Genomic DNA, 20,002 nt, shown 5'->3' with positions numbered 1-20,002 from the left:
TTGACATGACCGCCAAGATTATCGACGGAAAAGTCATCGCCGCGGAACTTCGCGCCCGCGTCGCCGACGAGGTCGCACGCGTCAAGCGCGAGCACAACCTGGTACCGGGCCTTGCGGTCGTTCTGGTCGGAAGCGACCCGGCCAGCGAGGTCTATGTCCGCTCGAAACACACCCAGACCCAGGCCGCCGGCATGGCCTCGTTCGAGCACAAGCTGCCGGCCGACGTCTCGCAAGCAGATCTCCTGGCGCTGGTCGCAAAACTCAACCGCGATCCCGCCGTGCACGGTATTCTGGTGCAATTGCCGCTGCCCAAGAGTCTCAACACCGAGGCCGTCGTCAATGCCATCGACCCCGCCAAGGATGTCGACGGGCTGCATCCGAGCAATGCCGGCCGTCTCGCCGGCGGTTTCGAGGCGCTGTCGCCCTGCACGCCTCTCGGTTGCATCATTTTGACCAAGAGCGTGCATGCCTCGCTCGAAGGCATGAACGCCATCGTCATCGGCCGCTCCAACCTCGTCGGCCGCCCGCTGGTGCAGCTGTTGCTGAACGAGAACGCCACGGTGACCATCGCGCATTCGCGCTCGCGCGACCTGCCCGGGCTCGTCAAGCGCGCAGACCTCGTCTACGCCGCGGTTGGAAAGTCCGAGATGGTGCGCGGCGACTGGCTGAAGCCGGGGGCGACCGTGATCGACGTCGGTATCAACCGGATCCCGAAGGACGACGGCAAGACGCGCCTCGTCGGCGATGTTGCCTATCAGGAAGCGCTTGCAGTGGCCGGCGCGATCACGCCGGTGCCGGGCGGCGTCGGTCAGATGACGGTCGCGTGCTTGCTCGTGAACACGTTGCGCGCGGCCTGCGCGATTGCAGGGCTGCCGAAGCCGGCGGTGTAGTTCCCTCGCCCCGCTTGCGGGGCGAGGGAGCAGAGCTCAGGCCTTCTTCTTCTTCTCGCGATCGATGCCTTCGAGGATCAGCTTGTGCGCATCCTCGGGGCCGCCCCAGCGCAGGATCTTCACCCACTTGCCGGGTTCGAGATCCTTGTAGTGCTCGAAGAAGTGCTGGATCTGCTGGAGCGTGATGTCCGGCAAGTCGGAATACGACTTCACCTTGTCGTAACGCTGGGTCAGCTTCGACGACGGCACCGCAAGAATCTTCTCGTCGCCGCCGGCTTCGTCTTCCATGAACAGCACGCCGACCGGGCGCACGCTCATGACCGCGCCTGGGATGATGGCGCGGGTGTTGATGATGAGGACGTCGCAGGGGTCGCCGTCGTCGGACAGCGTGTGCGGGATGAAGCCGTAGTTACCGGGGTAACGCATCGGGGTGTAGAGGAAGCGGTCGACCACCAGCGTGCCGGCTTCCTTGTCCATCTCGTATTTGATCGGTTCGCCGCCCACGGGGACTTCGATGATGACGTTGACGTCGTTGGGTACGTTTTTCCCGATCGAGACCGCATCGATACGCATTCAAAGCTCCGTTGTTGCCGAGGTTAAATCGCACCCGGCAGCGATTTTGGCGCTGTCATACGCGGGCTTGGCCCGCTGATCCATCGCGTTTTTGTGAAATAATGAATCCGGCGATCACCGGCTCAAAAGGCAACGGTATCGACGGAAGGGAAACGCTGCCGGCTGGGACTTCAGCAGCTCAATTGGTCCAAGCGAAGGCAACCTTGTCGAGCGACTTCGGCCCGAAACGCTCCGAGGAACGTGCTACCATGCGGCCGCCCAAGGCACGGTAGAACTCGGTGGCCGGATCGTTGTCCGAGAGCGCCCACACCACCATGCTCTTCAGGCCGCTCTGCATCAGGTCGCGGCGGGCCGCGGTGAACAGGCGGCGGCCGAAGCCCAGGCCCTGGAATTCGGGACGCAGATAGAGCTCGTAGACCTCGCCATCGAAATGCAGGCTGCGGGCGCGGTTGCGGCCGTAATTGGCGTAGCCTGCGATCTTGTCGCCGAACACCAGCACGCTGACGCGGCTGCCCTTGCGGATCGCGCTGTCCCACCATTGCGGACCGCGGCGGTTGATCAGCTTTTCCAGTTCGGCGCCGGGAATGATGCCCTGATAGGCGGAGCGCCAGGCTTCGTCATGGGTGGACGCCACCGCAGTTGCATCTGCGGCTTTGGCCGGCCGGACCTCGATCAGGGTTGTGCTCATGGACGTGATCAAACCAAGTCGCCGCGCCGGCGGCAAGACCTATCGTTAATTATCGGTTAACGTGTGGACTTTCTGCATCAGTATTTGAACCATGTTGTACCGAAAAAAGACAAGACGCCGATTCGAGTGGCACCGGAGTGCCATGCGTCGGTGCAAAACTGCTTTGCGGCAACGAATGAACGGCAATCGCAACGCAGAAAGTCTGCCGATATTGATTCGTTCCTACTAGTCTGGCCGTTGCTGTTCTCGCCTCCGGCAATTCATGCGGCTCCTCAAACTCCTCGTGCTTCTGCCTCTGTTGGCCTTGCTGACTGCGCCGCCCGTGTGCGCTCAGGTCACGTTTGGTTCGTCCGGAGCGGAGGGCGATCCGTTTCGCCGGCAGCAATGGCGCGTGCCGTCGCCAGATACCGACATCGCCGCCCATGCCCTGCTGTTTCGCCCGCCGGGTGCCGGCCCGTTCCGGCTTGCGGTGATCGCGCATGCTTCGACACAAAATGGCTTGCGGCGCGCGCAAACGCCGCAGCCGGAATACCGCGCACTCACTGCGTTCCTCATTGCGCGCGGTTTCGCCGTGCTGGTGCCGGAACGGCTCGGCCATGGCGCGACCGGGGGCCGCTATGTCGAGGACCAGGGTGGCTGCGACGAGGCGGACTATGTGCGCTCGGGCCGCGCAACGGCCGACGAAATCTCGCTCGCGTTGGAGGATTTGCGAAAGCAGGATTTTATCCGCAAGGACGCCGCGATCGTGATCGGCCATTCCGCCGGCGGTTGGGGCGCGCTGGCGCTCGCCAATGCCGATCCGAAGGCGATCTCCGCCATCATCGCCTTTGCGCCGGGCCGCGGCGGCCATGCCAATGACGAGCCGAACCGGATCTGCGCGCCCCACACGCTTCTCGCGGCGGCGGCTGAATTCGGCAAGGCCGCGCGCATCCCCGTCACGTGGCTCGTTGCCGCCAATGACAGCTTCTTTGCACCGGCATTTTCGCTTGCGTTGGTCGACGCGTTTCGGCGCAGCGGCGGCAAGGTCGACTTCCGTGCGCTGCCGGCCGTGGGCAGCGAGGGGCACTGGATGATCGAGGGTGAGGCCGGCGTCAAAGCCGCGAGTGCAGAACTTGCGCGCGGGCTGAACGTGCTCAAGCCTGTGGTGACCAGGAAGCCATGACGCTGTATTTCCTCATCAAATATCTGCACGTGCTCGGCGCTATCGTCATTCTCGGCACTGGAACCGGTATCGCTTTCTTCATGCTGATGGCGCATCGCACGAACGACGTGGCGTTCATCGCGCGGACCGCTTCGGCAGTCGTGATCGCGGACGCGATCTTCACGTTATCCGCCGTGATCCTCCAGCCGATCACGGGCGGTTTGCTGATGATGCTCTCGGCAACGTCGATCGCCGAGCGCTGGCTGCTCGCCTCGCTTGCGCTCTATGCAATTGCCGGCTTGTTCTGGGTTCCCGTGATCTTCATGCAGATCGAGATGCGCGATCTCGCGCGGAAGGCCGCCGAGCAGCGTGGCGCGCTTCCGAAGCGCTATTTCGTCCTGTTCCGCCGCTGGTTCGTGTTCGGTTTCCCCGGCTTCGGCGCCACGATGCTGATCCTCTGGCTGATGATCGCAAAACCGTTTTGAGGAAGGTCATGAGCCAGCGAACCATTCTCGTGCTCGGTGCCTCTGGCCTGATCGGCCGCCACGTCACCGACGATCTTCGCGCACGGGGATTTCGCGTCGTCGGCGTGGCGCGCAGCCTGTCGCCCGCCCAGAAGATGAGCGCCCTGGACATCGAGCGGCCGATCCTCTCGCTCGACGTAGTCGCGCTGACGCACCTCGTCAGCGAACACGCCGTTGATGTCGTCGTGAACTGCCTCGGTGTGCTCCAGGACGGTCCCGGCAGCGACACCAACGCGGTGCATCGCGATCTCGTCGCACGATTGCTTCAGGCGATCGGTGGTAGCGGTCGTGCGATCCGCCTGGTGCACATCTCGATTCCCGGGACTGCCGGCGAGGATCGAACCGCGTTCGCAGCCACAAAGCGCGAGGCCGAACGTTTGATCGCGGCTTCCGGCGTTCCCCACGCCATCCTGCGGCCTGGCTTCGTGGTCGCGCCGTCAGCCTATGGCGGCAGCGCGATGCTCCGCGCGCTTGCGGCGCTTCCGCTCGACTTGCCGGAGAAGGAGATGGCGACACCGTTCCAGCCCGTTGCGGTCCAGGATATCCCGGCCACCATCGCTTGGCTTGCCGCGCGCGATATCGACGACGCATCGGTGAAGGCCGTGAACTGGGACCTGATGCAGATCGAACCGATCACGATGGCCGGCGTCATCAAGCAGTTTCGTATCGCGTTCGGCACGGCCGGCTGGTTGCGCGTCGCGACGCCGTCCTTCGTGCTCGATCTCGGCGCGAAAGGCGGCGATGTCGCCAACTATCTCGGCTGGACGCCGCCGATGCGCTCCACGGCCATCGCCGAGCTGCGCCGCGGCGTGAGCGGTGATCCCTCGGCGTGGATCGCCGCCACGGGCATCGTGCCGAAATCGTTGGCTCAGACGGTCGGGCGCCACCCCGCGACGATCCAGGACAAATGGTTCGCGCGGCTGTTTTTGGTGAAGACGCTGATCTTCGCCAGCCTGGTTGCGTTCTGGTCTGTCTCCGGCTTCATCGCGCTGTTCGTGTCCTATCATGCCGCCGCCGAGATCCTGAGTGCGCACAACTTTCCGTCGGCGCTGGTCAATCCCATCACCATCGGGACCAGCCTGATGGACATGAGCATTGGCGTGCTGATCGCCTTCCGTCGCACCGCTGCGATCGGACTCGTTGCGGGCATCCTGGCTTCGCTCGGCTATATGTTCGGTGCCGCGATCCTGACGCCGGACCTCTGGATCGAGCCGCTCGGCGCACTGGTGAAGACGGGGCCGGCCATCGTGCTAATGCTTGTCGCGTTCCTCATGCTGGATAATCGCTGATGCCAAAATGGCCTGATGATGACGTGATCCTGTTCGATGGGGTCTGCATCTTCTGCTCGCGCTGGGTCCGATTCGTCGCCGCGCGCGACACGGCGAAGCGATTTCGCTTCACGCCGATCCAGTCGGACTATGGCGCCCGGCTCGCGCGCACGTTCGGTATCGATCCGGATGATCCCGACACCAATGCCGTAGTCCACGGCGGCGCGATGTTCATGAAGTCGGACGCTGCGCTGACGGTGCTGTCGCGGCTCCCCGGCTGGGGCTGGGCGGGTGCATTATTCGGCGTGCCGAAAGCGTTGCGCGACCCGGTGTACAGCCTCATTGCGCGCAATCGCTATCGCATTTTCGGGAAGTATGACGCGTGCTTCGTGCCTGACGCCGATTTGCGAGCACGGGTGATCGAGTAATTCGTCATTGCGAGCGTAGCGACGCAATCCAGACTGCGGCTGCGGAAAGATTCTGGATTGCGTCGCTACGCTCGCAACGACGGCGTGTGTGGTTATGGTCTGCCCAGAACTCCCAACACCTCCCTCGCCGCGCGCTCCCCTGAATCCCTCGCCCCATGCGCCGTTGAGAAAAAGTTTGGCGAAGTCGCTTCTCCCGCAAAGAACAACCGTCCATCCACCGGTGCCGCCAGCACGGCGCGGTCACCGGCGTGGCCCGGCAGCGCGTGCGAATAGGAGCCTCTTGCGAAGGGATCGTGCGCCCAGCGCGACTCGTAGAGCGGCTTCAGCTTTCGCCTGATGTCGTTGCCGAGAAAGCCTGCGATCTCGTCGATGCCCTGCGCGGCAATAGCGCCTTCGCCGGCATCTTCCAGTTCGCGCGCAAAGCTGCCGCCAAAAAAGCCTTCGATGCAGGGCTGGCCGAACGGGCGGATATGATAGGTGCCCATGTCGGTGCGCATGGTGGCGCCGCGCAGGTTTCCTTCCTTCGGGAAGGCCTCGGCATCCTCGAGCGCCAGCGTCACCTTGTCGTCGACGCCGAGCGGCAGGCCGGCTGCGGCGTCGACCTTGGCGCGCAAGCCAGGCGAGAACCGGATGGCTTCGCCGGCGATGAGATTGGTCGGCACGGTGACGATCACCTTGTCCGCGGTCAGCGTGCCCTGCGATGTCTCGATGCGGATGCGCTGGCCGGAATGATCGATCAGCGCGACGTTGCAGTTCAGCGCCACCGGGCAGGGCGCGCCATAGGCCGCGATCAGAGCGCCATAGCCGCGGCGGACGCGCCAGTTGAGGTCACTGTCCTCATAGGCATCCCAGTCCAGCGTCGACATGTCCTTCAGTTCGCAACCGTTGATGTAGGTCGAGATCGCGTCGATCATGGGATTCCAGCGATTGCCCGGCTCCAGGCTCAAGCTCGCGGGGACATCCTGGCCCTTCTGGGCGGTCTTCCACAGCCGCTGATAGAAGGCGTCCATCGCGTGCATGAAATCATCGCGCTCGGCTTTCGGAAACGCGTTGCCATAGGCGCGCTCGCGCCAGGGCGGCAGGTCCTTGTTGACCTCGAAACCGAGCTGTTTCGCAATCGCGACAAAGGAGTTGTTGTCCGCCGAGTGCAGCCAGCCGCAGCCGACGTCGAAGGTGACTTCGGGCGAGGCCTGCACCGTCCAGGCTCGGCCGCCGAGCCGGTCGCGCGCCTCGAGCACGACCACGGAGAGGCCGGATCCTGCCAGCGCATGCGCCGCGCCGAGGCCGGCGGCGCCCGCACCGATGATCGCGACGTCGACGGAGGAGGGAAGGGAGCTCATGGGCGGGCTCTAGCACGTTCGCAAAGAGTGCTGAAGCCGCCGCAAGCACAGCTGTCATCACCCGCGCAGGCGGGTGATCCAGTATTCCAGAGACATTTGTTATTGAACCGATAAGCCGCGGCGCACTGGATGCCCCGGTCGAGCCGGGGCATGACAGCGTTGAGAGCGGCGGCCTTAAGCCACCGCTTCCTTGGACTTTTCCGCGCGCTTGCGCTCGTTCGGGTCGAGGTGCCGCTTGCGCAGGCGGATCGACTTCGGCGTGATCTCCACCAACTCGTCGTCCTCGATATAGGCCAGCGCCTTTTCCAGCGTCATGCGGATCGGCGGGGTCAGGCGCACCGCTTCATCCTTCGACGTGGTTCGGATGTTGGTGAGCTGCTTGCCCTTGAGCACGTTGATTTCGAGGTCGTTGTCGCGGGTATGCTCGCCGACGATCATGCCCTTGTAGACCTTCCAGCCCGGCTCGATCATCATCGGGCCGCGATCTTCCAGCTTGAACATCGCGTAAGCCACCGCTTCGCCCTGGTCGTTGGAGATCAGCACGCCGTTGCGGCGGCCCTGGATCTCGCCCTTGTACGGCGCGTAGCTGTGGAACAGACGGTTCATGATCGCGGTACCGCGCGTGTCGGTGAGCAGTTCGCCCTGGTAGCCGATCAGGCCGCGGGTCGGCGCGTAGAACACCAGCCGCAGGCGGTTGCCGCCGGACGGCTTCATCTCGATCAGCTCGGACTTGCGCTCGCTCATCTTCTGCACGACGACGCCGGAATGCTCCTCGTCGACGTCGATGACGACTTCCTCGATCGGCTCCAGAGTGGCGCCGGTGGCCTCGTCCTTCTGAAATACGACGCGCGGACGCGACACCGAGAGCTCGAAGCCCTCGCGGCGCATGGTCTCGATCAAGATCGCGAGCTGCAATTCGCCGCGGCCTGAGACTTCCATCGCGTCCTTGTCGGAGGCTTCGACGACCCGCAGCGCGACGTTTCCTTCGGACTCGCGCAGCAGGCGGTCGCGGATCATGCGGCTGGTCACCTTGTCGCCTTCGGTGCCCGCGAGCGGCGAGTTGTTGACGATGAAGGACATCGACACGGTCGGCGGGTCGATCGGCTGCGCCACCAGCGGGGTGTCGACCGACGGATCGCAGAAGGTGTCGGCGACGGTGCCCTTGGTCAGGCCGGCGATCGCGACGATATCGCCTGCCTCGGCTTCGTCGAGAGGAGTGCGCTCAATGCCGCGGAAGGCGAGGATCTTGGTGATGCGGCCGGTTTCGATGGTCTTGCCGTCGGCGCCCAGCACCTTCACGGCCTGGTTCGGCTTGATCGAGCCTGAGGAGATCCGGCCGGTGATGATGCGGCCGAGATAGGGGTTGGCTTCCAGAATGGTGCCGATCATGCGGAACGGGCCTTCCTCGACCGTCGGCGGCGCGACATGGCGCACGATCAGGTCGAACAGCGGCTGCATGCCGGCTTCCTGGGATCCGTCCGGGCTATCGGCCATCCAGCCTTGCTTGGCCGACCCGTAGAGGATCGGGAAGTCGAGCTGCTCCTCGCTGGCGTCGAGCGCCGCGAACAGGTCGAACACCTCGTTGATGACTTCGGTCGCCCGCGCGTCGGGACGGTCAACCTTGTTGATCACGACGATCGGCTTCAAACCGACCTTGAGCGCTTTGGAGACCACGAATTTGGTCTGCGGCAACGGGCCTTCGGCGGCGTCGACCAGCACCAGCGCGCCGTCCACCATGTTGAGGATGCGCTCGACCTCACCGCCGAAATCGGCGTGGCCGGGGGTGTCGACGATGTTGATGCGGGTGTCCTTCCACTGCACCGAGGCCGCTTTGGCCAGGATGGTGATGCCGCGCTCGCGCTCCAGATCGTTGGAGTCCATGGCGCGCTCGGTCACCTTCTGGTTCTCGCGATAGGTGCCGGATTGCTGGAGGAGGCGGTCGACCAGGGTCGTCTTGCCGTGGTCGACGTGGGCGATGATGGCGATGTTGCGAAGGTTCATGAGTGGGCTTCTTTGCGGTCGGACAATGGGTTAAGCGCGATCTCGCCGGTCAGACCGGGACCTCTTCTCGAAACAACGCTTGAAGACTGGAAACGGGGCGCTTTCCGCCCAAAAGGGAAAGCCCGGCATATCGACCGGGCACCCTACGCGTTGCGGCGCAATATAGGCAAAAACGGCCAAAAAACAATGTGTTCTTTGGCCATTGGTTGATTGAATTTTGTCCGGGGATTCCCGGGGGTTAGGCGAAAAGCCGGGCTCAGCCGCGCCGGCCCTTGATGGCGGCCCAGATCAGGGCGACCCCGCCCAGCCCCACGACTAGGCCCAGGAACACCAGCGGGGCGACGTCGGAGCCGATCCGGCCGCTGTCGGATATCGAAATGCCGCCGAACAGGATTGCGCAGGCACCGGGCAGCAGCAGGAGGATCCCGAAGATCGCCATGACCGCGGTCAGGCAGCCGCTGCGCTTGTTCGTCGGGGCAGGAGGCGGTCCCGGAGGGGCTGGCGGCGGCGGGTCGCTGATGCTCATGCCTGCAGGACTCCTTCGGTTGACTGCGCCGCCAGTTCGGCGCGGATGCCGTCGATCTTTCCGTTCCGGTAGAACAGATTGTAGGTGTCGAACGGGATGATCGCGCCGTTCTCGGTGACGAAATGGATGCAGCTGCGCTTGACGTTGCCGACGCAGAAATTGAAGCGGTCGAGAAACTGCACGATGGTGACGCGGAATACGTTCTCGTACGTGATGCCCTGCGGTACCTCGAAGCTCGGCAGGCAGCACAGCAATTCGCAGACGCGCTCGCTGGTGTTCAGCGGTCCCGAGGACAGCGAAAACAAATCGATGAATTTCTCCCTCAGCGCCGGATGCTTCTCCGGGCTTATCGTATTGGGCAACAATGCGACGAGTTGTTCCTGCGGGATCAGGGAGGTCAGCGGCAGCACTTTCTCGCCGTTGCGCAGGCCGTAACCGATCGAGATGCTTTCGGGGTTGCAGGGCAGCGGGATCATGTCCTTGTCGCCGAACACGCCGGTTTCGACCACGCGCTTGCGAATCTCCGACAGCATGATGCGATCGGTGTTCTTGTCGAAATTCTCGTTGCGGCCGGCGTCCTGCACCGGCTGCAACGTGACGCCGCGAACGCACTTCCACGTGAGCGCATGGCGGACGATGTCGCCGATCTCGGCATCGTTGACGCCCCGCTTGATGGTTGCCACCAGCGTGGTCGACACGCCGTAATGCTCGAGATTTTCCAGCGCCTGCTGGCGGATCTTGCGCAAATCCGCGCCGCGCAGATTGATCAACGCGTCGCGTTCGAGCGAGTCGAACTGGAGATAGACCTCGAGCCCGCGCTTGTTCTCGGCGAGCCGCGCCACGAAATCCTTTTCGCGGGCGATGCGCAGGCCGTTGGTATTGATCATGACATGGCGGATCGGGCGCGCGCGCACCGCATCGAGGATCGCGAAGAAATCCGGATGTAGCGTCGGCTCGCCGCCGGAGATCTGCACCAGGTCAGGCTCGCCCTCGCTCGCGACCAGCGCGTCCAGCATTCGCTCGATCTTGGCCAGCGGCGTGAAGCTGGTCCGCGCCGGCGAGGAATCGGCAAAGCACACCGGGCAGGTTAGATTGCAATGCTCGGTGATCTCGATCAGGGCCAGGCAGGAATGCTGCTCGTGGTCGGGGCACAGGCCGCAATCATAGGGGCAGCCAAATTCGGTATGCCGTTGAAAGGCGAGCGGCCGGTCCCCGGGCTTGATGAAATCCTTGCACAGGCGCCAATAGGCTGCGTCCGTCGACACAAGCGTGGACTGGACGCCATGCTCCTTGCAGCGCTTTTCGTACCAGACCTCGTTGTCGAGGATCTGGATCCTGGCCGGCACCAGCTTCAGGCAGGTCTCGCAGAGAGATTGGGTCTGGCCCCAGAAGATATAGGGGCGCGACTTACGCAACGGCGCGTTCATGCATGGGTCTCGCTTTGGGCGCCGTCGCCAGCATGACGACGGCGTAGAGCAGGATGGACAGCGACAGCAGGTGAAACAGCGTGAAGGGGCCGATCAGCGTGCCGTAGGGCTTGAGGAATTCCCACAGGAAGCGCTGTGCGCCATAGTAGACGAGGACGAGGTAGAAACCATTGGTGATCACAAACGCGCTCCGGTTCAAGATCGCCACCACGTAGAGCAGCGCGAATACGCCCATCGCGACGCTTTCGTAGAGCTGCACGGGATGGCGAAGGACGCCGTCGCCGAAATCATGGGCCCAGGGCCATGCCGTCGGCGTGCCGTAGGTGAAATCGTCGAGGCCCGCGAAATAGCAGCCGAGCCGGCCGATCGCGATGCCGATCGCCAGCGGCAGCGCAAACCGGGCGCCGGTTCGTACCGCGATCCCTGCGGACCATTTGTAGAGTTCGATCGCCACGATGCCACCGGCCAGCGCCCCCTCGACCGAGCGCGCAATGCCGCTCTGGCCCGACAGCCACAGATTGGCGGAGCCGAACAGATAGGCGCCGAGGCCCGCACCGAACACCAAAGCGGCGAGGTAGGACATCTCGAACGATTGCGCCGGAAACCGCAGGCCCTGTCGCGACAGCCAGTAGAGGGCGACTGCCGCCACCAGCCACGCTGCGATGTCGAAGAGAGTGTGAAGGAAAGCCCCGCTCATGCGGGGACATTAGCCCAGGTTCCCGCCCGGCGGGATAGTGCGGCCGCTTCTTATCCCCGAAGAGGAGCGAGGCAGGGGGCTAGCCGGCTTGCCGCTCTTCGGTCGGATAGACCCCGCGCAGCACCTCCTCGAAGTGCATCTTCACGGCCTCGTTGCACATGCAGGCGCGCAGGCGCAGGCCCTCGCGGTTGCGGACCAGGATCGATCCGCGTCGCGTGTCGAGCACACCTTCCGCCTTGAACGATTGGAGCACGCGGCTGGCATAGCTGCGGCCGACGCCGAGCAGCGTCGCGAGCTGTTCGTGAGTCAGCGGCACGCTGCTCTCGTCGCCGGTCCGCTCCATCGCCGCCAGCATCCATTTGGCGGTGCGCTGCTCGATCGAGTGAATGGCGTTGCAGGCGGTGGACTGGAAGATCTGCGCCAGCATGCAGTCGGCGTAGCGAGCGAAGACATGGCGCAACGAGGGCGAGCGCTGCTTGGCGGCCTCCAGCTTGCCGACGTGAATGCGCGCAAACGGCCCGCCGAATTTCACGCAGATCCGGGTATAGGCCGGCAGATAGCCCTCGCTGACGATGCCGCCCACCGCGCCTTCGCGGCCGACCAGGATGGTCTCGACGTCGCGGCCGTCCTCATTGGGAACGAGGAAGGTCGCTAGCGACGGTCCGCAGGGGAAATGGACGACCTGAACGTCGTCGCCGGGGTTGTAGAGCAGCTCATTCGCTGCAGCGCTTTCGAGCATGACATGTGGCGCAAGCAGGGCGAAGTCGGCCGCGCTCAAGCGCCGCAGCAGGTTGTTGGTTGGCCGGCTGTCGATCTCGGTGGCGTTACTGGTCCGCGCGTCCATCTTAAACTCTCCATCCGCCTCCACATTAGCGAGTTCCGTCGAGGTCCTGTGTGCACAAGTGGACAGACCTGACAACTGTGATGTGATGGTTTCGTTCCGGGAACCCTCCGCGCTGGGTGCAGGCGTCGTGACCCGGTACCCAGTCAGAGAAACCTCATGCTGCAAGTTACGATGATGGCACCCGCCGCTTCCGATGGTTCAAACTGTCCCGCCGATGTTCTCATCGTCGAAGACGATCCGATCATCGCGATCGACTTCGAGGATCGCCTGCTCGGATTTGGCGTGAAGAGCGTGCGCACGGTAGGTTCAGTGGCGCAGGCGCTGGCCGCAATCGCGGCGCGCACCCCCGAATTCGCCTTGCTCGACGTCGGATTGAGTCGCGAGACCAGCTTTGCGGTCGCCGGACGGCTCGCGGCCCTGAAAATTCCGTTCGTCTTCGTCACCGGCTACGGCGCTGACGCGCGCATCCCGCCGGAATTCGCCACGCAGCCGCGTCTGCAGAAGCCGTGTTCGAGCGACGCGCTTGAGGCGGCGCTCCACGTACGCGCGGCAGACTAGCGATACGGCGTCAGGCCGGCTTCGGATCGAGCGTGGTCGACCACAGAGCCACGTCGGCGCGGTCGCGCAAGGTCACCGTCATCTGGCCGGAAGCGCCGTCGATCTTGACGTGACCGAAGAACTGCATGCCGGCGGACGGCGGCAGGTTCTGGTTGTCTTTCCCCGGCGCCTTGACGAAACGCACCTCGGGCCCAAACGTATTGTCGAGCGCGTTCGGACCGAATGTGCCCGCGTGAAGCGGGCCCGACACGAACTCCCAGAACGGCTCGAAATCCTGGAATTGCGCCTTGTTGGGATCGTAATAGTGCGCGGCGGCGTAATGCACATCCGCCGTCAGCCATACGGTGTTGCTGACCGGCGCCATCTTGATGAAACGCAGAATGTCGGCGATCTCGAGCTCGCGGCCGCGCACCGGGCCGTCGCCCTGCGCAATGGCTTCCGATCCACCCTTCGGCGTGTCCGACACGACGAGGCTGAGCGGCATGTCGGAGGCGATCACCTTCCAGGTCGCGCGCGAATTTAACAGACCGCGCTTGAGCCAGGCGATCTGGTTGGGGCCGAGGAAATAGCTGGCCGGGCCGTAAGCGGTTTCGAGGTTAGGGCCGTTCGGGCCGCGATAGCTGCGTTCGTCGAGCACGAACACGTCGAGATGAGGACCATAGGAGATCTGGCGATAGACGCGGCCGGGCTCGACGATGCTCTCGCGCATCGGATACATCTCGTGGAAGGCACGGCCTGCGCGGGCCGCAAGCAGCGTGATGTCGCGCTCCTTGTAGGTCGCCGGCAGCTCCTTCGACAGCGACCAGTTGTTGGTCACCTCATGGTCGTCCCACTGCACGAAAATCGGCACTTCGGCATTGAAGGCGCGAAGATTGTCGTCGGTGAAATTGTATTTGTGCGCGGCGCGGTACTCGTCCAGCGTCTCGGCGACCTTGGCCTTCTCGGGAATCGTGACGTTCTTCCAGGTCTTGCCGTCCGCGAGCTTCACCTCGGACTGGATAGGGCCGTCGGCATAGATGGTGTCGCCGGAATGCAGGAAGAAATCCGGACGGTGCTTGCGCATCGCCGAGAAGGTGAACATGCCGCCGTCATCGGGGTTGATGCCCCAGCCTTGTCCTGCGACGTCGCCGCCCCAGACGAAGCTGACGTCGCGGCGGTCGGCGGGCGCGGTGCGGAAGCGGCCGGTCACCGGCTCGCCCTCCACCGCGGTATGCGAGAGATCGCGGAAGCGGACGCGATAAAAGATATCCTGTCCGCTAGGCAGGTTTTCGATCAGCATCTTCGCGGTGAAGTCGCTCTCGGGCAGCGCCGCGATCGGCGGCAGTGCGCGGGCCTCCTTGAACGACTCCGTCGTCGCCACTTCGACCAGCATCTGCGCAGGCCGATCGGTGCGCGCCCAAATCACGCCGCCGTCGACGGTGACGTCGCCCGACTGCACGCCATGGGTCACCACCGGCCGGTCGGCCGCGCGGGAGAGATGGGGCATTGCGACCGCGCCGAGCGCGCCGGCACTGGTCGTCAGGAAACGGCGGCGGGAGAATTTGATGTTCATGGGATGGTCTCGGTATCGCGTGAGGCGACCGTCCAGCGGCCGCCACGGTGAAGCCCAACGCTATATGGAGACAATGTGACGCAGCGATTACGCGCTGCCGGCGGCCCGGAATTGCGCGCCGGCCCGCTGCAGGTTCTGCGGCAGGCTGAACAGCACGGCCTTGCGGTCGGCAACCGCCGCATGGAACTGGTCGAGTGCGATGTTGAAGGCGGTGAGCGCACCTTCCTCGATCGCGCCGTGGTCGTAGCAGCGCAGCGTGTCGCGCAGGATCTCGTCCGCCTCGGTCTGCATCTGATCGAGATCTTCGGTCGTCTCGCTCTTTCGCGCGGCGGTGATCATGTCGAGCAGCCGCTCGCGCAGATGGCTGTTGTTGTCGCGCTCGTCCTTCTTCAGATAGCCCGCAAACCAGGCGCCGATCGAGCCCATGGCCGAGAGCGCCATCAGGGTCCACCAGATGTAATCGCTGTACTTGTCGAGGAAGGTCTTTTCTTCGCCGTCGACGAAAGCGGCAGCGCCCGGATGCACGGGAATCACCGCATCCTTGTCGGTGTCGGGCGTTTCGATCTTCGCCGCCAGCGGGAATTCCGTCACCAATTGCTGGCGCACGGCGAAAAGCTGGCGCGTGAACGCCGCGATGGTGGTCTCGGAGACGGCTTTGCGCGCCACGATGTGGTGCGAGAAGCTGATGGTCTTGACCTCGTCATCGGGACGATCGGGCGAGCCGCCGTAAGTGCCCGCGGGAATCTCGGCCGCTTCATAGACCGGATGGTTCTGCGCGATCGCATCCGCGGAATCGATCGCGAGGAAAGTCGGCGTGCCGAACTCCTTGGCGGAAGTGGCGATCGCGTCCGAAGTGATCTTGCTGTTGACGGGACCGGCCGCGAGATAGGCATCGACCTTCTGGGACTTGATCGCCTCGGCAACTTCATTGGCCGGGAATTGCACGATCTCGACCTTGGCGGGATCGACGCCGTATTGCTGCAGGATCACCTTGAGCAAATTGACGTTGGCCTGGGTACGGCCAACCACGCCGACCCGATGTCCGGCGAGCTGCGCGATCTTGGTGATCTTCGCGCCCTTCTTCTTGCCCTTGCCGGGTACGGACCACAGCACCACGACGTTCTTGCGCAGGGTCGCAACGGCTTGCGCGTTTTTCGGCACGTCGAGATCGCCGCGCACGATGGCGAGGTCGGCTTTGCCCTCCGCCAGCAGATTGGCGCTGGCGGTGGCGCCGTCGGTCTGGATCGGACGCAACCGCACGGAACTCTTGTGCTGCGCGAAGGCCTGGGTCAGTGCCTGCACGACCTTGACATCATCGCTGTTGGCGGGGCCGACCGCGATCTTCAGCGTCTCCGACCGCATGGCAAAATAGTAGCCGCCAGCGAGCGCGCCAACGATCGCGAGCACCAGCGCGAGAGTCACGAGCGCCGTCTTCCGCGCCGATGATCGCGGCGAGGGCGGGGTGGGCGCTTCGGCCAGGTCCAATCCCCCGGTCATCGATCTCCCGAACAGTCGCTTGAGGCTCAGTTTCATCTTGGCCGGCGATTTACGCCCGCAAGTGTAGCAAATTTCTTGTCCGGCAGGGTTACATCTCCGTCATGGTTAGCGGATGGGGTCTGATCCCGTATGAACCCGGGGCGTCGGCGGGTGTTAGGGTAAAGTTCCCCTGAAGGACGGAGGCGGCAATGGCAGAACGGCTCTCGGCGGAGGCGCGCGGACAGGCGCTGGGCGGACTACCTGGTTGGACCGAGGTTCAGGGACGCGAGGCGATCGGGAAAACCTTTGTCTTCAAGGATTTCAACGAGGCGTTCGGCTTCATGACCCGCGCGGCACTGGTCGCCGAGAAGATGGACCACCACCCCGAATGGCGCAATGTCTACAAGACGGTGGAGGTGGTGCTGTCGACCCATGACGCCGGCGGCATCACCGCGCTCGACATCGAGCTCGCCAGGGCGATGAACGCCATCGCCAAGCTGACACCAGGCTGACGTCTTGCGGGGACCGGCCGCGTCCCCATCTTGTGATCAGCACGGGATGCGGCGATCTGCCACCCCTGGCTGGAACGGGGAGTTTGTCGAACATGGCTGCCGAACACAGCGTCGGTTTCGAGCCGGCCGATCGGCTCGCGGAAGATCGTGAGAACGTGCGCCGCCGCTTCTGGCGCAAGCTGAAGCGTGTCGCCGCGCATCTGCCGTTCGCGGAGGATCTGCTCGCCGCCTATTACTGCGCCTTCGACCGCCAGACGCCGCGCCATGTCCAGGCGTCGCTGCTCGGGGCGATCGCCTATTTCATCCTGCCGTTCGACTTCGTTCCCGACGTGATGCCGATCCTCGGCTTCACCGATGACGCCGCCGTGCTCGCCACCGCCATCCGTATGGTCGCCAGCCACATCACGAATGAGCACCGCGAAGCCGCCCGCGCCGCGCTGAAGCGCGGGGTGGATGAGGTGGATGTGGAAGCCACGCAGTAGCCATACACTCCGCTGTCATTCCCCGCGAAGGCGGGGAATCCAGTACGCCGCGGCTTATCGATTCAACAACACTCGTTACGGAGTACTGGATCGCCCGGTCAAGCCGGGCGACGACAGTTGAGTGCGTAGCGGCGACCTTGCTCTGTCGCCAGCACCCTCACGGATGCAAAATCACCTTGCCCATGGCCTGACGTCCCGCGAGCACTTTCAGCGCATCCGCCGTCTGCGCCAGCGGGAAGACGCGATCGACATGCGAGGAGATCTTTCCTTCCGCTGTCCACTTCACCAGCTTCTCGAGATTGGCGCGGTTTTTTTCCGGGTTGAGCCGCGTCCATGCGCCCCAGAACACGCCGCGGATGTCGCAGCCCTTCAGCAGCGCGAGGTTCAGCGGCATCTTCGGGATGTCGCCGGCGGCGAATCCGATCACGAGGAAGCGGCCTTCCCAGGCAATCGAGCGCAGCGCCTGCTCGGCATAGGTGCCGCCCACGGGATCGAAGATGATGTCGACGCCCTTGCCGCCGGTGAGCTTGCGCAAGCCTTCCTTCAAATCTTCCTTGCCGTAGTTGAGCGTGAGTTCTGCGCCATGCGCCTTCGCGAATTCGAGCTTCTCGTCCGACGAGGCGCAGGCGATCACCTTCAGGCCCATCAGCTTGCCGAGCTCGCACGCGGCAAGTCCGGTGCCGCCGGCGGCGCCGAGCACCGCGAGCGTCTCGCCCGGCTTCGGGCTCGCGCGATCTTCCAGCGCATGCAGCGCGGTGCCGTAGATGATGATGATGCCGGCCGCGCGATCATAATCGAGATGGTCGGGGATCTTCACGATCGATGCGGCCGGCAGCGCGATCTTTTCGCGCGCGCCGTTGTGGCCGCAGGAGGCGACGACGCGATCGCCGACCTTCAGATCGGTCACGCCGGGACCGATGCTCTCGATCATGCCCGCGACTTCGGCGGCCGGCGAGAACGGGAACGGCGGCTTGATCTGGTACTTGCCCTGGATCATCAGGATGTCGAAGAAGTTCAGCGCCGCAGCCTTGATCGCGATCACGGCTTCGCCGGGACCGGCCACCGGATCCGGCACGTCGGCCAGAACGAGATCGTCGGGCTGGCAATATTGCGAGCAGAGGATGGCTTTCATGGCGGCACCTTCTTGAGAGCACTTGGCGTTTCGAGGCAGAATTATAGTTTGGCTGTTTCTGCCGGATTTAGCGCGGTCCCACAATCCGGTTTCTTTGTCTGAAATTGCATTCGGCCCTATCCTCTCGTCATTGCGGGCGCAGCGAAGCAATCCAGAATCCGTGCCGCGGAAATAGCCTGGATTGCTTCGCTGCGCTTGCAATGACGGGAAGAAAGAAAGGTAGGATTCAAACCATGTTTGAAACAGGCCTGCTCAAGGACAAGCGAATCCTCGTCACCGGTGGCGGTTCGGGTCTCGGTGCTGCGATGGCGCACCGCTTCCTCGCGCTCGGCGCCGAGCTCGTGATCTGCGGCCGCAAGCTCGATCGGCTCGAGGCGGCGGCGAGCGAGATGCGCAAAGAGACCGGCGGCAAGGTCACGACGATCGCCTGCGATATCCGCGATGGCACCGCCGTCGAAGCGATGATGGACGCCATCTGGCGCGAGGCGCCGCTTGATATTCTCGTCAACAATGCGGCTGCAACTTTCATTGCGCAGAGCGAGCATCTCTCATTCCGCGCCGCGGATGCGATCCTCGCGCCGACGCTGCATGGCGCGATGTATTGTACGCTTGCCGCCGGCAAGCGCTGGATCGACGGCAAGCATGACGGCGTCGTGCTCTCGATCCTCTCGACCTCGACCATCACCGGCCGCGCCTTCACCGTGCCGTCGGCGATGGCGAAGTCGGCCGTGCTGGCGATGACCAAAAGTCTCGCCGTGGAATGGGGCCCGAAGGGCATCCGCACCGTCGCGATCGCGCCGGGACCGTTCCCGACCGCGGGCGCCTCGGGTCAGCTCCGCCCCGAGGGTCGCGACGAAGGGTGGGCCGCGCGCAACCCGATGGGACGCGCCGGCGAGCACGGCGAGCTTGCCGACCTCGCCAGCTTCCTGGTCTCCGACCGTGCCGGCTACATCAACGGGGAGATGGTGGTGATCGACGGTGGCGCGCATTTGCGCAGCTCCGGCGCCGAGGATCTGTTGCGCTGGACCGATGCGCAATGGGCGGAGCAGCGCGCGGCACGATCCAGGACCTAGTCGCCGCGGCCCTTCGCTAACTGCCTTCCCAAATTGGACTTTCCCGGCTATCCCTGCTCGGGGACAACGCGCGGCCGGGCCATCTTCCAGTCACAATATTGAGGGAACCACTCCAGCATGTGGCGGGTGCTGATTTTAGCTTTGATGACGGGCGTGGCGGCCTGTGGAATCACCGATTCCGCGCGGGCGCAGACGGCGCAACCTGCGCCCAAAACTGCACCGAAAGAGGCCGCGCCGAAATCGGCTGCGCCGGCGGCCAATACGACCGGAAAGACGGCTGCAAAGCCCGAGAGCAAGCCGACGGCCCCGCACGCGGCGGTTGCGGGCGGCGCCGAGCCAACCCTGATCGGTCAGTTCGGCACCTGGGGCGCCTATTCGGCCGCGCCCAATGGCAAAAAGGTCTGCTTCGCCCTGGCCAAGCCGTCGTCGTCGAAGACCAACCCGCCGAATCGGCCGCGCGATCCTGCCTATGCCTTCGTCTCCACCCGCCCGGCGGAGAAGGTCAACAACGAAGTCTCGGTCATGATCGGCTACGCGCTGAAGCCGGGCTCTGAATCCTCGGTCGAGGTCGGCGGCGCCGCTTTCGCCATGTACTCGCAGGGTGACGGTCTCTGGATCAAGAACGCGGCCGAGGAAGAGCGGATGGTCGAGGCCATGCGCAAATCCGCCGATCTCGTGGTCAAGGGCGTCTCGTCTAAGGGGACCGAGACGACCGACACTTTTTCGCTGAAGGGCCTCGCCCAGGCGCTTGACCGGATCTCCCAGGATTGCAGGCGTTAAGGCTGCGGTCGATAAGGTCGCAATCGGCGGTTCCGGTTGCTATATAGGGGCTATTCCAAAGGTACAGCCGTCATGGCCGGGCTTGTCCCG

At 64.1% G+C, this 20,002-nt stretch carries 21 protein-coding genes; 10 read left to right on the top strand and 11 right to left on the bottom strand.

Features of this window, described 5'->3' with window-relative positions; translation table 11 throughout:
- Positions 1 to 5 precede the first annotated feature (5 nt).
- Positions 6 to 890 (top strand): bifunctional methylenetetrahydrofolate dehydrogenase/methenyltetrahydrofolate cyclohydrolase FolD, encoded by an 885-nt coding sequence (gene folD / locus ABIC03_RS34590; RefSeq protein WP_354064806.1) that lies wholly within the window; start codon positions 6 to 8, stop codon positions 888 to 890.
- A gap of 36 nt (positions 891 to 926) precedes the next feature.
- Here the strand turns inward: folD and ppa are convergent, their stop codons facing one another.
- Together ppa and ABIC03_RS34580 are read right to left on the bottom strand one after the other, a co-directional pair.
- Positions 927 to 1,463 (bottom strand): inorganic diphosphatase, encoded by a 537-nt coding sequence (ppa, locus tag ABIC03_RS34585; RefSeq protein WP_275169098.1) that lies wholly within the window; start codon positions 1,461 to 1,463, stop codon positions 927 to 929.
- A 178-nt stretch (positions 1,464 to 1,641) separates the two neighbouring features.
- Complete coding sequence (locus ABIC03_RS34580; RefSeq protein ID WP_007598725.1) at positions 1,642 to 2,151, bottom strand: GNAT family N-acetyltransferase; 510 nt, start codon at positions 2,149 to 2,151, stop codon at positions 1,642 to 1,644.
- Positions 2,152 to 2,413: 262 nt separating this feature from the next.
- Between ABIC03_RS34580 and ABIC03_RS34575 the strand changes: the two genes are divergently transcribed.
- From ABIC03_RS34575 to ABIC03_RS34560, 4 genes are read left to right on the top strand one after another with little or no spacing between them, the layout of a single operon-like run.
- On the top strand, positions 2,414 to 3,313 hold the full coding sequence (locus ABIC03_RS34575) for an alpha/beta hydrolase family protein (protein ID WP_354064803.1): 900 nt from the start codon (positions 2,414 to 2,416) through the stop codon (positions 3,311 to 3,313).
- Positions 3,310 to 3,777 (top strand): DUF2269 family protein, encoded by a 468-nt coding sequence (locus ABIC03_RS34570; protein ID WP_354064801.1) that lies wholly within the window; start codon positions 3,310 to 3,312, stop codon positions 3,775 to 3,777. The genes ABIC03_RS34575 and ABIC03_RS34570 overlap by 4 nt, the downstream gene beginning before the upstream one ends.
- A gap of 8 nt (positions 3,778 to 3,785) precedes the next feature.
- Positions 3,786 to 5,105: an SDR family oxidoreductase gene (locus tag ABIC03_RS34565; protein WP_354064799.1), complete on the top strand. Its 1,320-nt coding sequence runs from the start codon at positions 3,786 to 3,788 to the stop codon at positions 5,103 to 5,105.
- Positions 5,105 to 5,512 (top strand): thiol-disulfide oxidoreductase DCC family protein, encoded by a 408-nt coding sequence (locus ABIC03_RS34560; RefSeq protein WP_354064797.1) that lies wholly within the window; start codon positions 5,105 to 5,107, stop codon positions 5,510 to 5,512. The genes ABIC03_RS34565 and ABIC03_RS34560 overlap by 1 nt, the downstream gene beginning before the upstream one ends.
- A gap of 92 nt (positions 5,513 to 5,604) precedes the next feature.
- On the opposite strand, the gene ABIC03_RS34555 is transcribed toward ABIC03_RS34560, so the two are convergent.
- The 6 genes from ABIC03_RS34555 to ABIC03_RS34530 all read right to left on the bottom strand — a co-directional run bounded on the left by ABIC03_RS34555 (position 5,605) and on the right by ABIC03_RS34530 (position 12,347).
- Positions 5,605 to 6,852, bottom strand: coding sequence for a flavin monoamine oxidase family protein (locus tag ABIC03_RS34555; RefSeq protein WP_354064795.1), 1,248 nt, complete (start codon positions 6,850 to 6,852; stop codon positions 5,605 to 5,607).
- A gap of 174 nt (positions 6,853 to 7,026) precedes the next feature.
- Positions 7,027 to 8,853, bottom strand: coding sequence for a translational GTPase TypA (typA, locus tag ABIC03_RS34550; protein ID WP_275169108.1), 1,827 nt, complete (start codon positions 8,851 to 8,853; stop codon positions 7,027 to 7,029).
- A gap of 256 nt (positions 8,854 to 9,109) precedes the next feature.
- Entirely contained in the window at positions 9,110 to 9,379 is a 270-nt protein-coding gene (locus ABIC03_RS34545; protein ID WP_275169109.1) for a hypothetical protein, read from the bottom strand.
- Complete coding sequence (locus ABIC03_RS34540; RefSeq protein WP_354064792.1) at positions 9,376 to 10,806, bottom strand: radical SAM protein; 1,431 nt, start codon at positions 10,804 to 10,806, stop codon at positions 9,376 to 9,378. The genes ABIC03_RS34545 and ABIC03_RS34540 overlap by 4 nt, the downstream gene beginning before the upstream one ends.
- Positions 10,787 to 11,503 (bottom strand): prolipoprotein diacylglyceryl transferase family protein, encoded by a 717-nt coding sequence (locus ABIC03_RS34535; protein ID WP_275169112.1) that lies wholly within the window; start codon positions 11,501 to 11,503, stop codon positions 10,787 to 10,789. The genes ABIC03_RS34540 and ABIC03_RS34535 overlap by 20 nt, the downstream gene beginning before the upstream one ends.
- Before the next feature lie 79 nt (positions 11,504 to 11,582).
- Positions 11,583 to 12,347, bottom strand: a complete 765-nt coding sequence (locus ABIC03_RS34530) for a Crp/Fnr family transcriptional regulator (protein ID WP_275169114.1) — start codon at positions 12,345 to 12,347, stop codon at positions 11,583 to 11,585.
- A 156-nt stretch (positions 12,348 to 12,503) separates the two neighbouring features.
- Here ABIC03_RS34530 and ABIC03_RS34525 point away from each other — a divergent pair, with 156 nt between their 5' ends.
- Positions 12,504 to 12,905, top strand: coding sequence for a response regulator (locus ABIC03_RS34525; protein WP_275169116.1), 402 nt, complete (start codon positions 12,504 to 12,506; stop codon positions 12,903 to 12,905).
- A 10-nt stretch (positions 12,906 to 12,915) separates the two neighbouring features.
- Here ABIC03_RS34525 and ABIC03_RS34520 read toward each other — a convergent pair whose 3' ends face one another.
- Both ABIC03_RS34520 and ABIC03_RS34515 read right to left on the bottom strand, forming a co-directional pair.
- Positions 12,916 to 14,457, bottom strand: coding sequence for an alkaline phosphatase D family protein (locus ABIC03_RS34520; RefSeq protein ID WP_354064788.1), 1,542 nt, complete (start codon positions 14,455 to 14,457; stop codon positions 12,916 to 12,918).
- A gap of 87 nt (positions 14,458 to 14,544) precedes the next feature.
- A complete protein-coding gene (locus tag ABIC03_RS34515) occupies positions 14,545 to 15,990 on the bottom strand; it encodes a TAXI family TRAP transporter solute-binding subunit (RefSeq protein WP_354064786.1) in 1,446 nt (481 codons plus the stop codon).
- A gap of 152 nt (positions 15,991 to 16,142) precedes the next feature.
- Between ABIC03_RS34515 and ABIC03_RS34510 the strand changes: the two genes are divergently transcribed.
- Complete coding sequence (locus ABIC03_RS34510) at positions 16,143 to 16,445, top strand: 4a-hydroxytetrahydrobiopterin dehydratase (RefSeq protein WP_354064784.1); 303 nt, start codon at positions 16,143 to 16,145, stop codon at positions 16,443 to 16,445.
- Positions 16,446 to 16,537: 92 nt separating this feature from the next.
- Complete coding sequence (locus ABIC03_RS34505) at positions 16,538 to 16,927, top strand: YkvA family protein (protein ID WP_354064782.1); 390 nt, start codon at positions 16,538 to 16,540, stop codon at positions 16,925 to 16,927.
- Positions 16,928 to 17,084: 157 nt separating this feature from the next.
- Here ABIC03_RS34505 and ABIC03_RS34500 read toward each other — a convergent pair whose 3' ends face one another.
- Positions 17,085 to 18,059, bottom strand: a complete 975-nt coding sequence (locus ABIC03_RS34500; protein WP_275169124.1) for an NADPH:quinone oxidoreductase family protein — start codon at positions 18,057 to 18,059, stop codon at positions 17,085 to 17,087.
- A 233-nt stretch (positions 18,060 to 18,292) separates the two neighbouring features.
- Here ABIC03_RS34500 and ABIC03_RS34495 point away from each other — a divergent pair, with 233 nt between their 5' ends.
- Entirely contained in the window at positions 18,293 to 19,132 is an 840-nt protein-coding gene (locus tag ABIC03_RS34495; protein WP_354064780.1) for an SDR family oxidoreductase, read from the top strand.
- A 117-nt stretch (positions 19,133 to 19,249) separates the two neighbouring features.
- Positions 19,250 to 19,912: an invasion associated locus B family protein gene (locus tag ABIC03_RS34490; RefSeq protein WP_275169127.1), complete on the top strand. Its 663-nt coding sequence runs from the start codon at positions 19,250 to 19,252 to the stop codon at positions 19,910 to 19,912.
- The last annotated feature ends 90 nt before the right edge of the window (positions 19,913 to 20,002 follow it).

Origin of the sequence: Bradyrhizobium sp. RT6a, assembly GCF_040547675.1 — a bacterium.
GTDB lineage: Bacteria > Pseudomonadota > Alphaproteobacteria > Rhizobiales > Xanthobacteraceae > Bradyrhizobium.
The sequence above is the reverse complement of the archived record's forward strand: the minus strand, read 5'-3'. Positions and strand labels throughout refer to the sequence as shown.

What these genes read in the sequence shown, in the direction of transcription:
- ABIC03_RS34580 (WP_007598725.1), bottom strand. Translation starts at nt 2,151, where the DNA reads ATGAGCACAACCCTGATCGAGGTCCGGCCGGCCAAAGCCGCAGATGCA.
- typA (WP_275169108.1), bottom strand. Translation starts at nt 8,853, where the DNA reads ATGAACCTTCGCAACATCGCCATCATCGCCCACGTCGACCACGGCAAG.
- ABIC03_RS34575 (WP_354064803.1), top strand. Translation starts at nt 2,414, where the DNA reads ATGCGGCTCCTCAAACTCCTCGTGCTTCTGCCTCTGTTGGCCTTGCTG.
- ABIC03_RS34570 (WP_354064801.1), top strand. Translation starts at nt 3,310, where the DNA reads ATGACGCTGTATTTCCTCATCAAATATCTGCACGTGCTCGGCGCTATC.
- folD (WP_354064806.1), top strand. Translation starts at nt 6, where the DNA reads ATGACCGCCAAGATTATCGACGGAAAAGTCATCGCCGCGGAACTTCGC.
- ABIC03_RS34540 (WP_354064792.1), bottom strand. Translation starts at nt 10,806, where the DNA reads ATGAACGCGCCGTTGCGTAAGTCGCGCCCCTATATCTTCTGGGGCCAG.
- ABIC03_RS34545 (WP_275169109.1), bottom strand. Translation starts at nt 9,379, where the DNA reads ATGAGCATCAGCGACCCGCCGCCGCCAGCCCCTCCGGGACCGCCTCCT.
- ABIC03_RS34535 (WP_275169112.1), bottom strand. Translation starts at nt 11,503, where the DNA reads ATGAGCGGGGCTTTCCTTCACACTCTCTTCGACATCGCAGCGTGGCTG.
- ABIC03_RS34490 (WP_275169127.1), top strand. Translation starts at nt 19,250, where the DNA reads ATGTGGCGGGTGCTGATTTTAGCTTTGATGACGGGCGTGGCGGCCTGT.
- ABIC03_RS34500 (WP_275169124.1), bottom strand. Translation starts at nt 18,059, where the DNA reads ATGAAAGCCATCCTCTGCTCGCAATATTGCCAGCCCGACGATCTCGTT.
- ABIC03_RS34505 (WP_354064782.1), top strand. Translation starts at nt 16,538, where the DNA reads ATGGCTGCCGAACACAGCGTCGGTTTCGAGCCGGCCGATCGGCTCGCG.
- ABIC03_RS34530 (WP_275169114.1), bottom strand. Translation starts at nt 12,347, where the DNA reads ATGGACGCGCGGACCAGTAACGCCACCGAGATCGACAGCCGGCCAACC.
- ABIC03_RS34520 (WP_354064788.1), bottom strand. Translation starts at nt 14,457, where the DNA reads ATGAACATCAAATTCTCCCGCCGCCGTTTCCTGACGACCAGTGCCGGC.
- ABIC03_RS34515 (WP_354064786.1), bottom strand. Translation starts at nt 15,990, where the DNA reads ATGAAACTGAGCCTCAAGCGACTGTTCGGGAGATCGATGACCGGGGGA.
- ABIC03_RS34525 (WP_275169116.1), top strand. Translation starts at nt 12,504, where the DNA reads ATGCTGCAAGTTACGATGATGGCACCCGCCGCTTCCGATGGTTCAAAC.
- ppa (WP_275169098.1), bottom strand. Translation starts at nt 1,463, where the DNA reads ATGCGTATCGATGCGGTCTCGATCGGGAAAAACGTACCCAACGACGTC.
- ABIC03_RS34510 (WP_354064784.1), top strand. Translation starts at nt 16,143, where the DNA reads ATGGCAGAACGGCTCTCGGCGGAGGCGCGCGGACAGGCGCTGGGCGGA.
- ABIC03_RS34495 (WP_354064780.1), top strand. Translation starts at nt 18,293, where the DNA reads ATGTTTGAAACAGGCCTGCTCAAGGACAAGCGAATCCTCGTCACCGGT.
- ABIC03_RS34565 (WP_354064799.1), top strand. Translation starts at nt 3,786, where the DNA reads ATGAGCCAGCGAACCATTCTCGTGCTCGGTGCCTCTGGCCTGATCGGC.
- ABIC03_RS34560 (WP_354064797.1), top strand. Translation starts at nt 5,105, where the DNA reads ATGCCAAAATGGCCTGATGATGACGTGATCCTGTTCGATGGGGTCTGC.
- ABIC03_RS34555 (WP_354064795.1), bottom strand. Translation starts at nt 6,852, where the DNA reads ATGAGCTCCCTTCCCTCCTCCGTCGACGTCGCGATCATCGGTGCGGGC.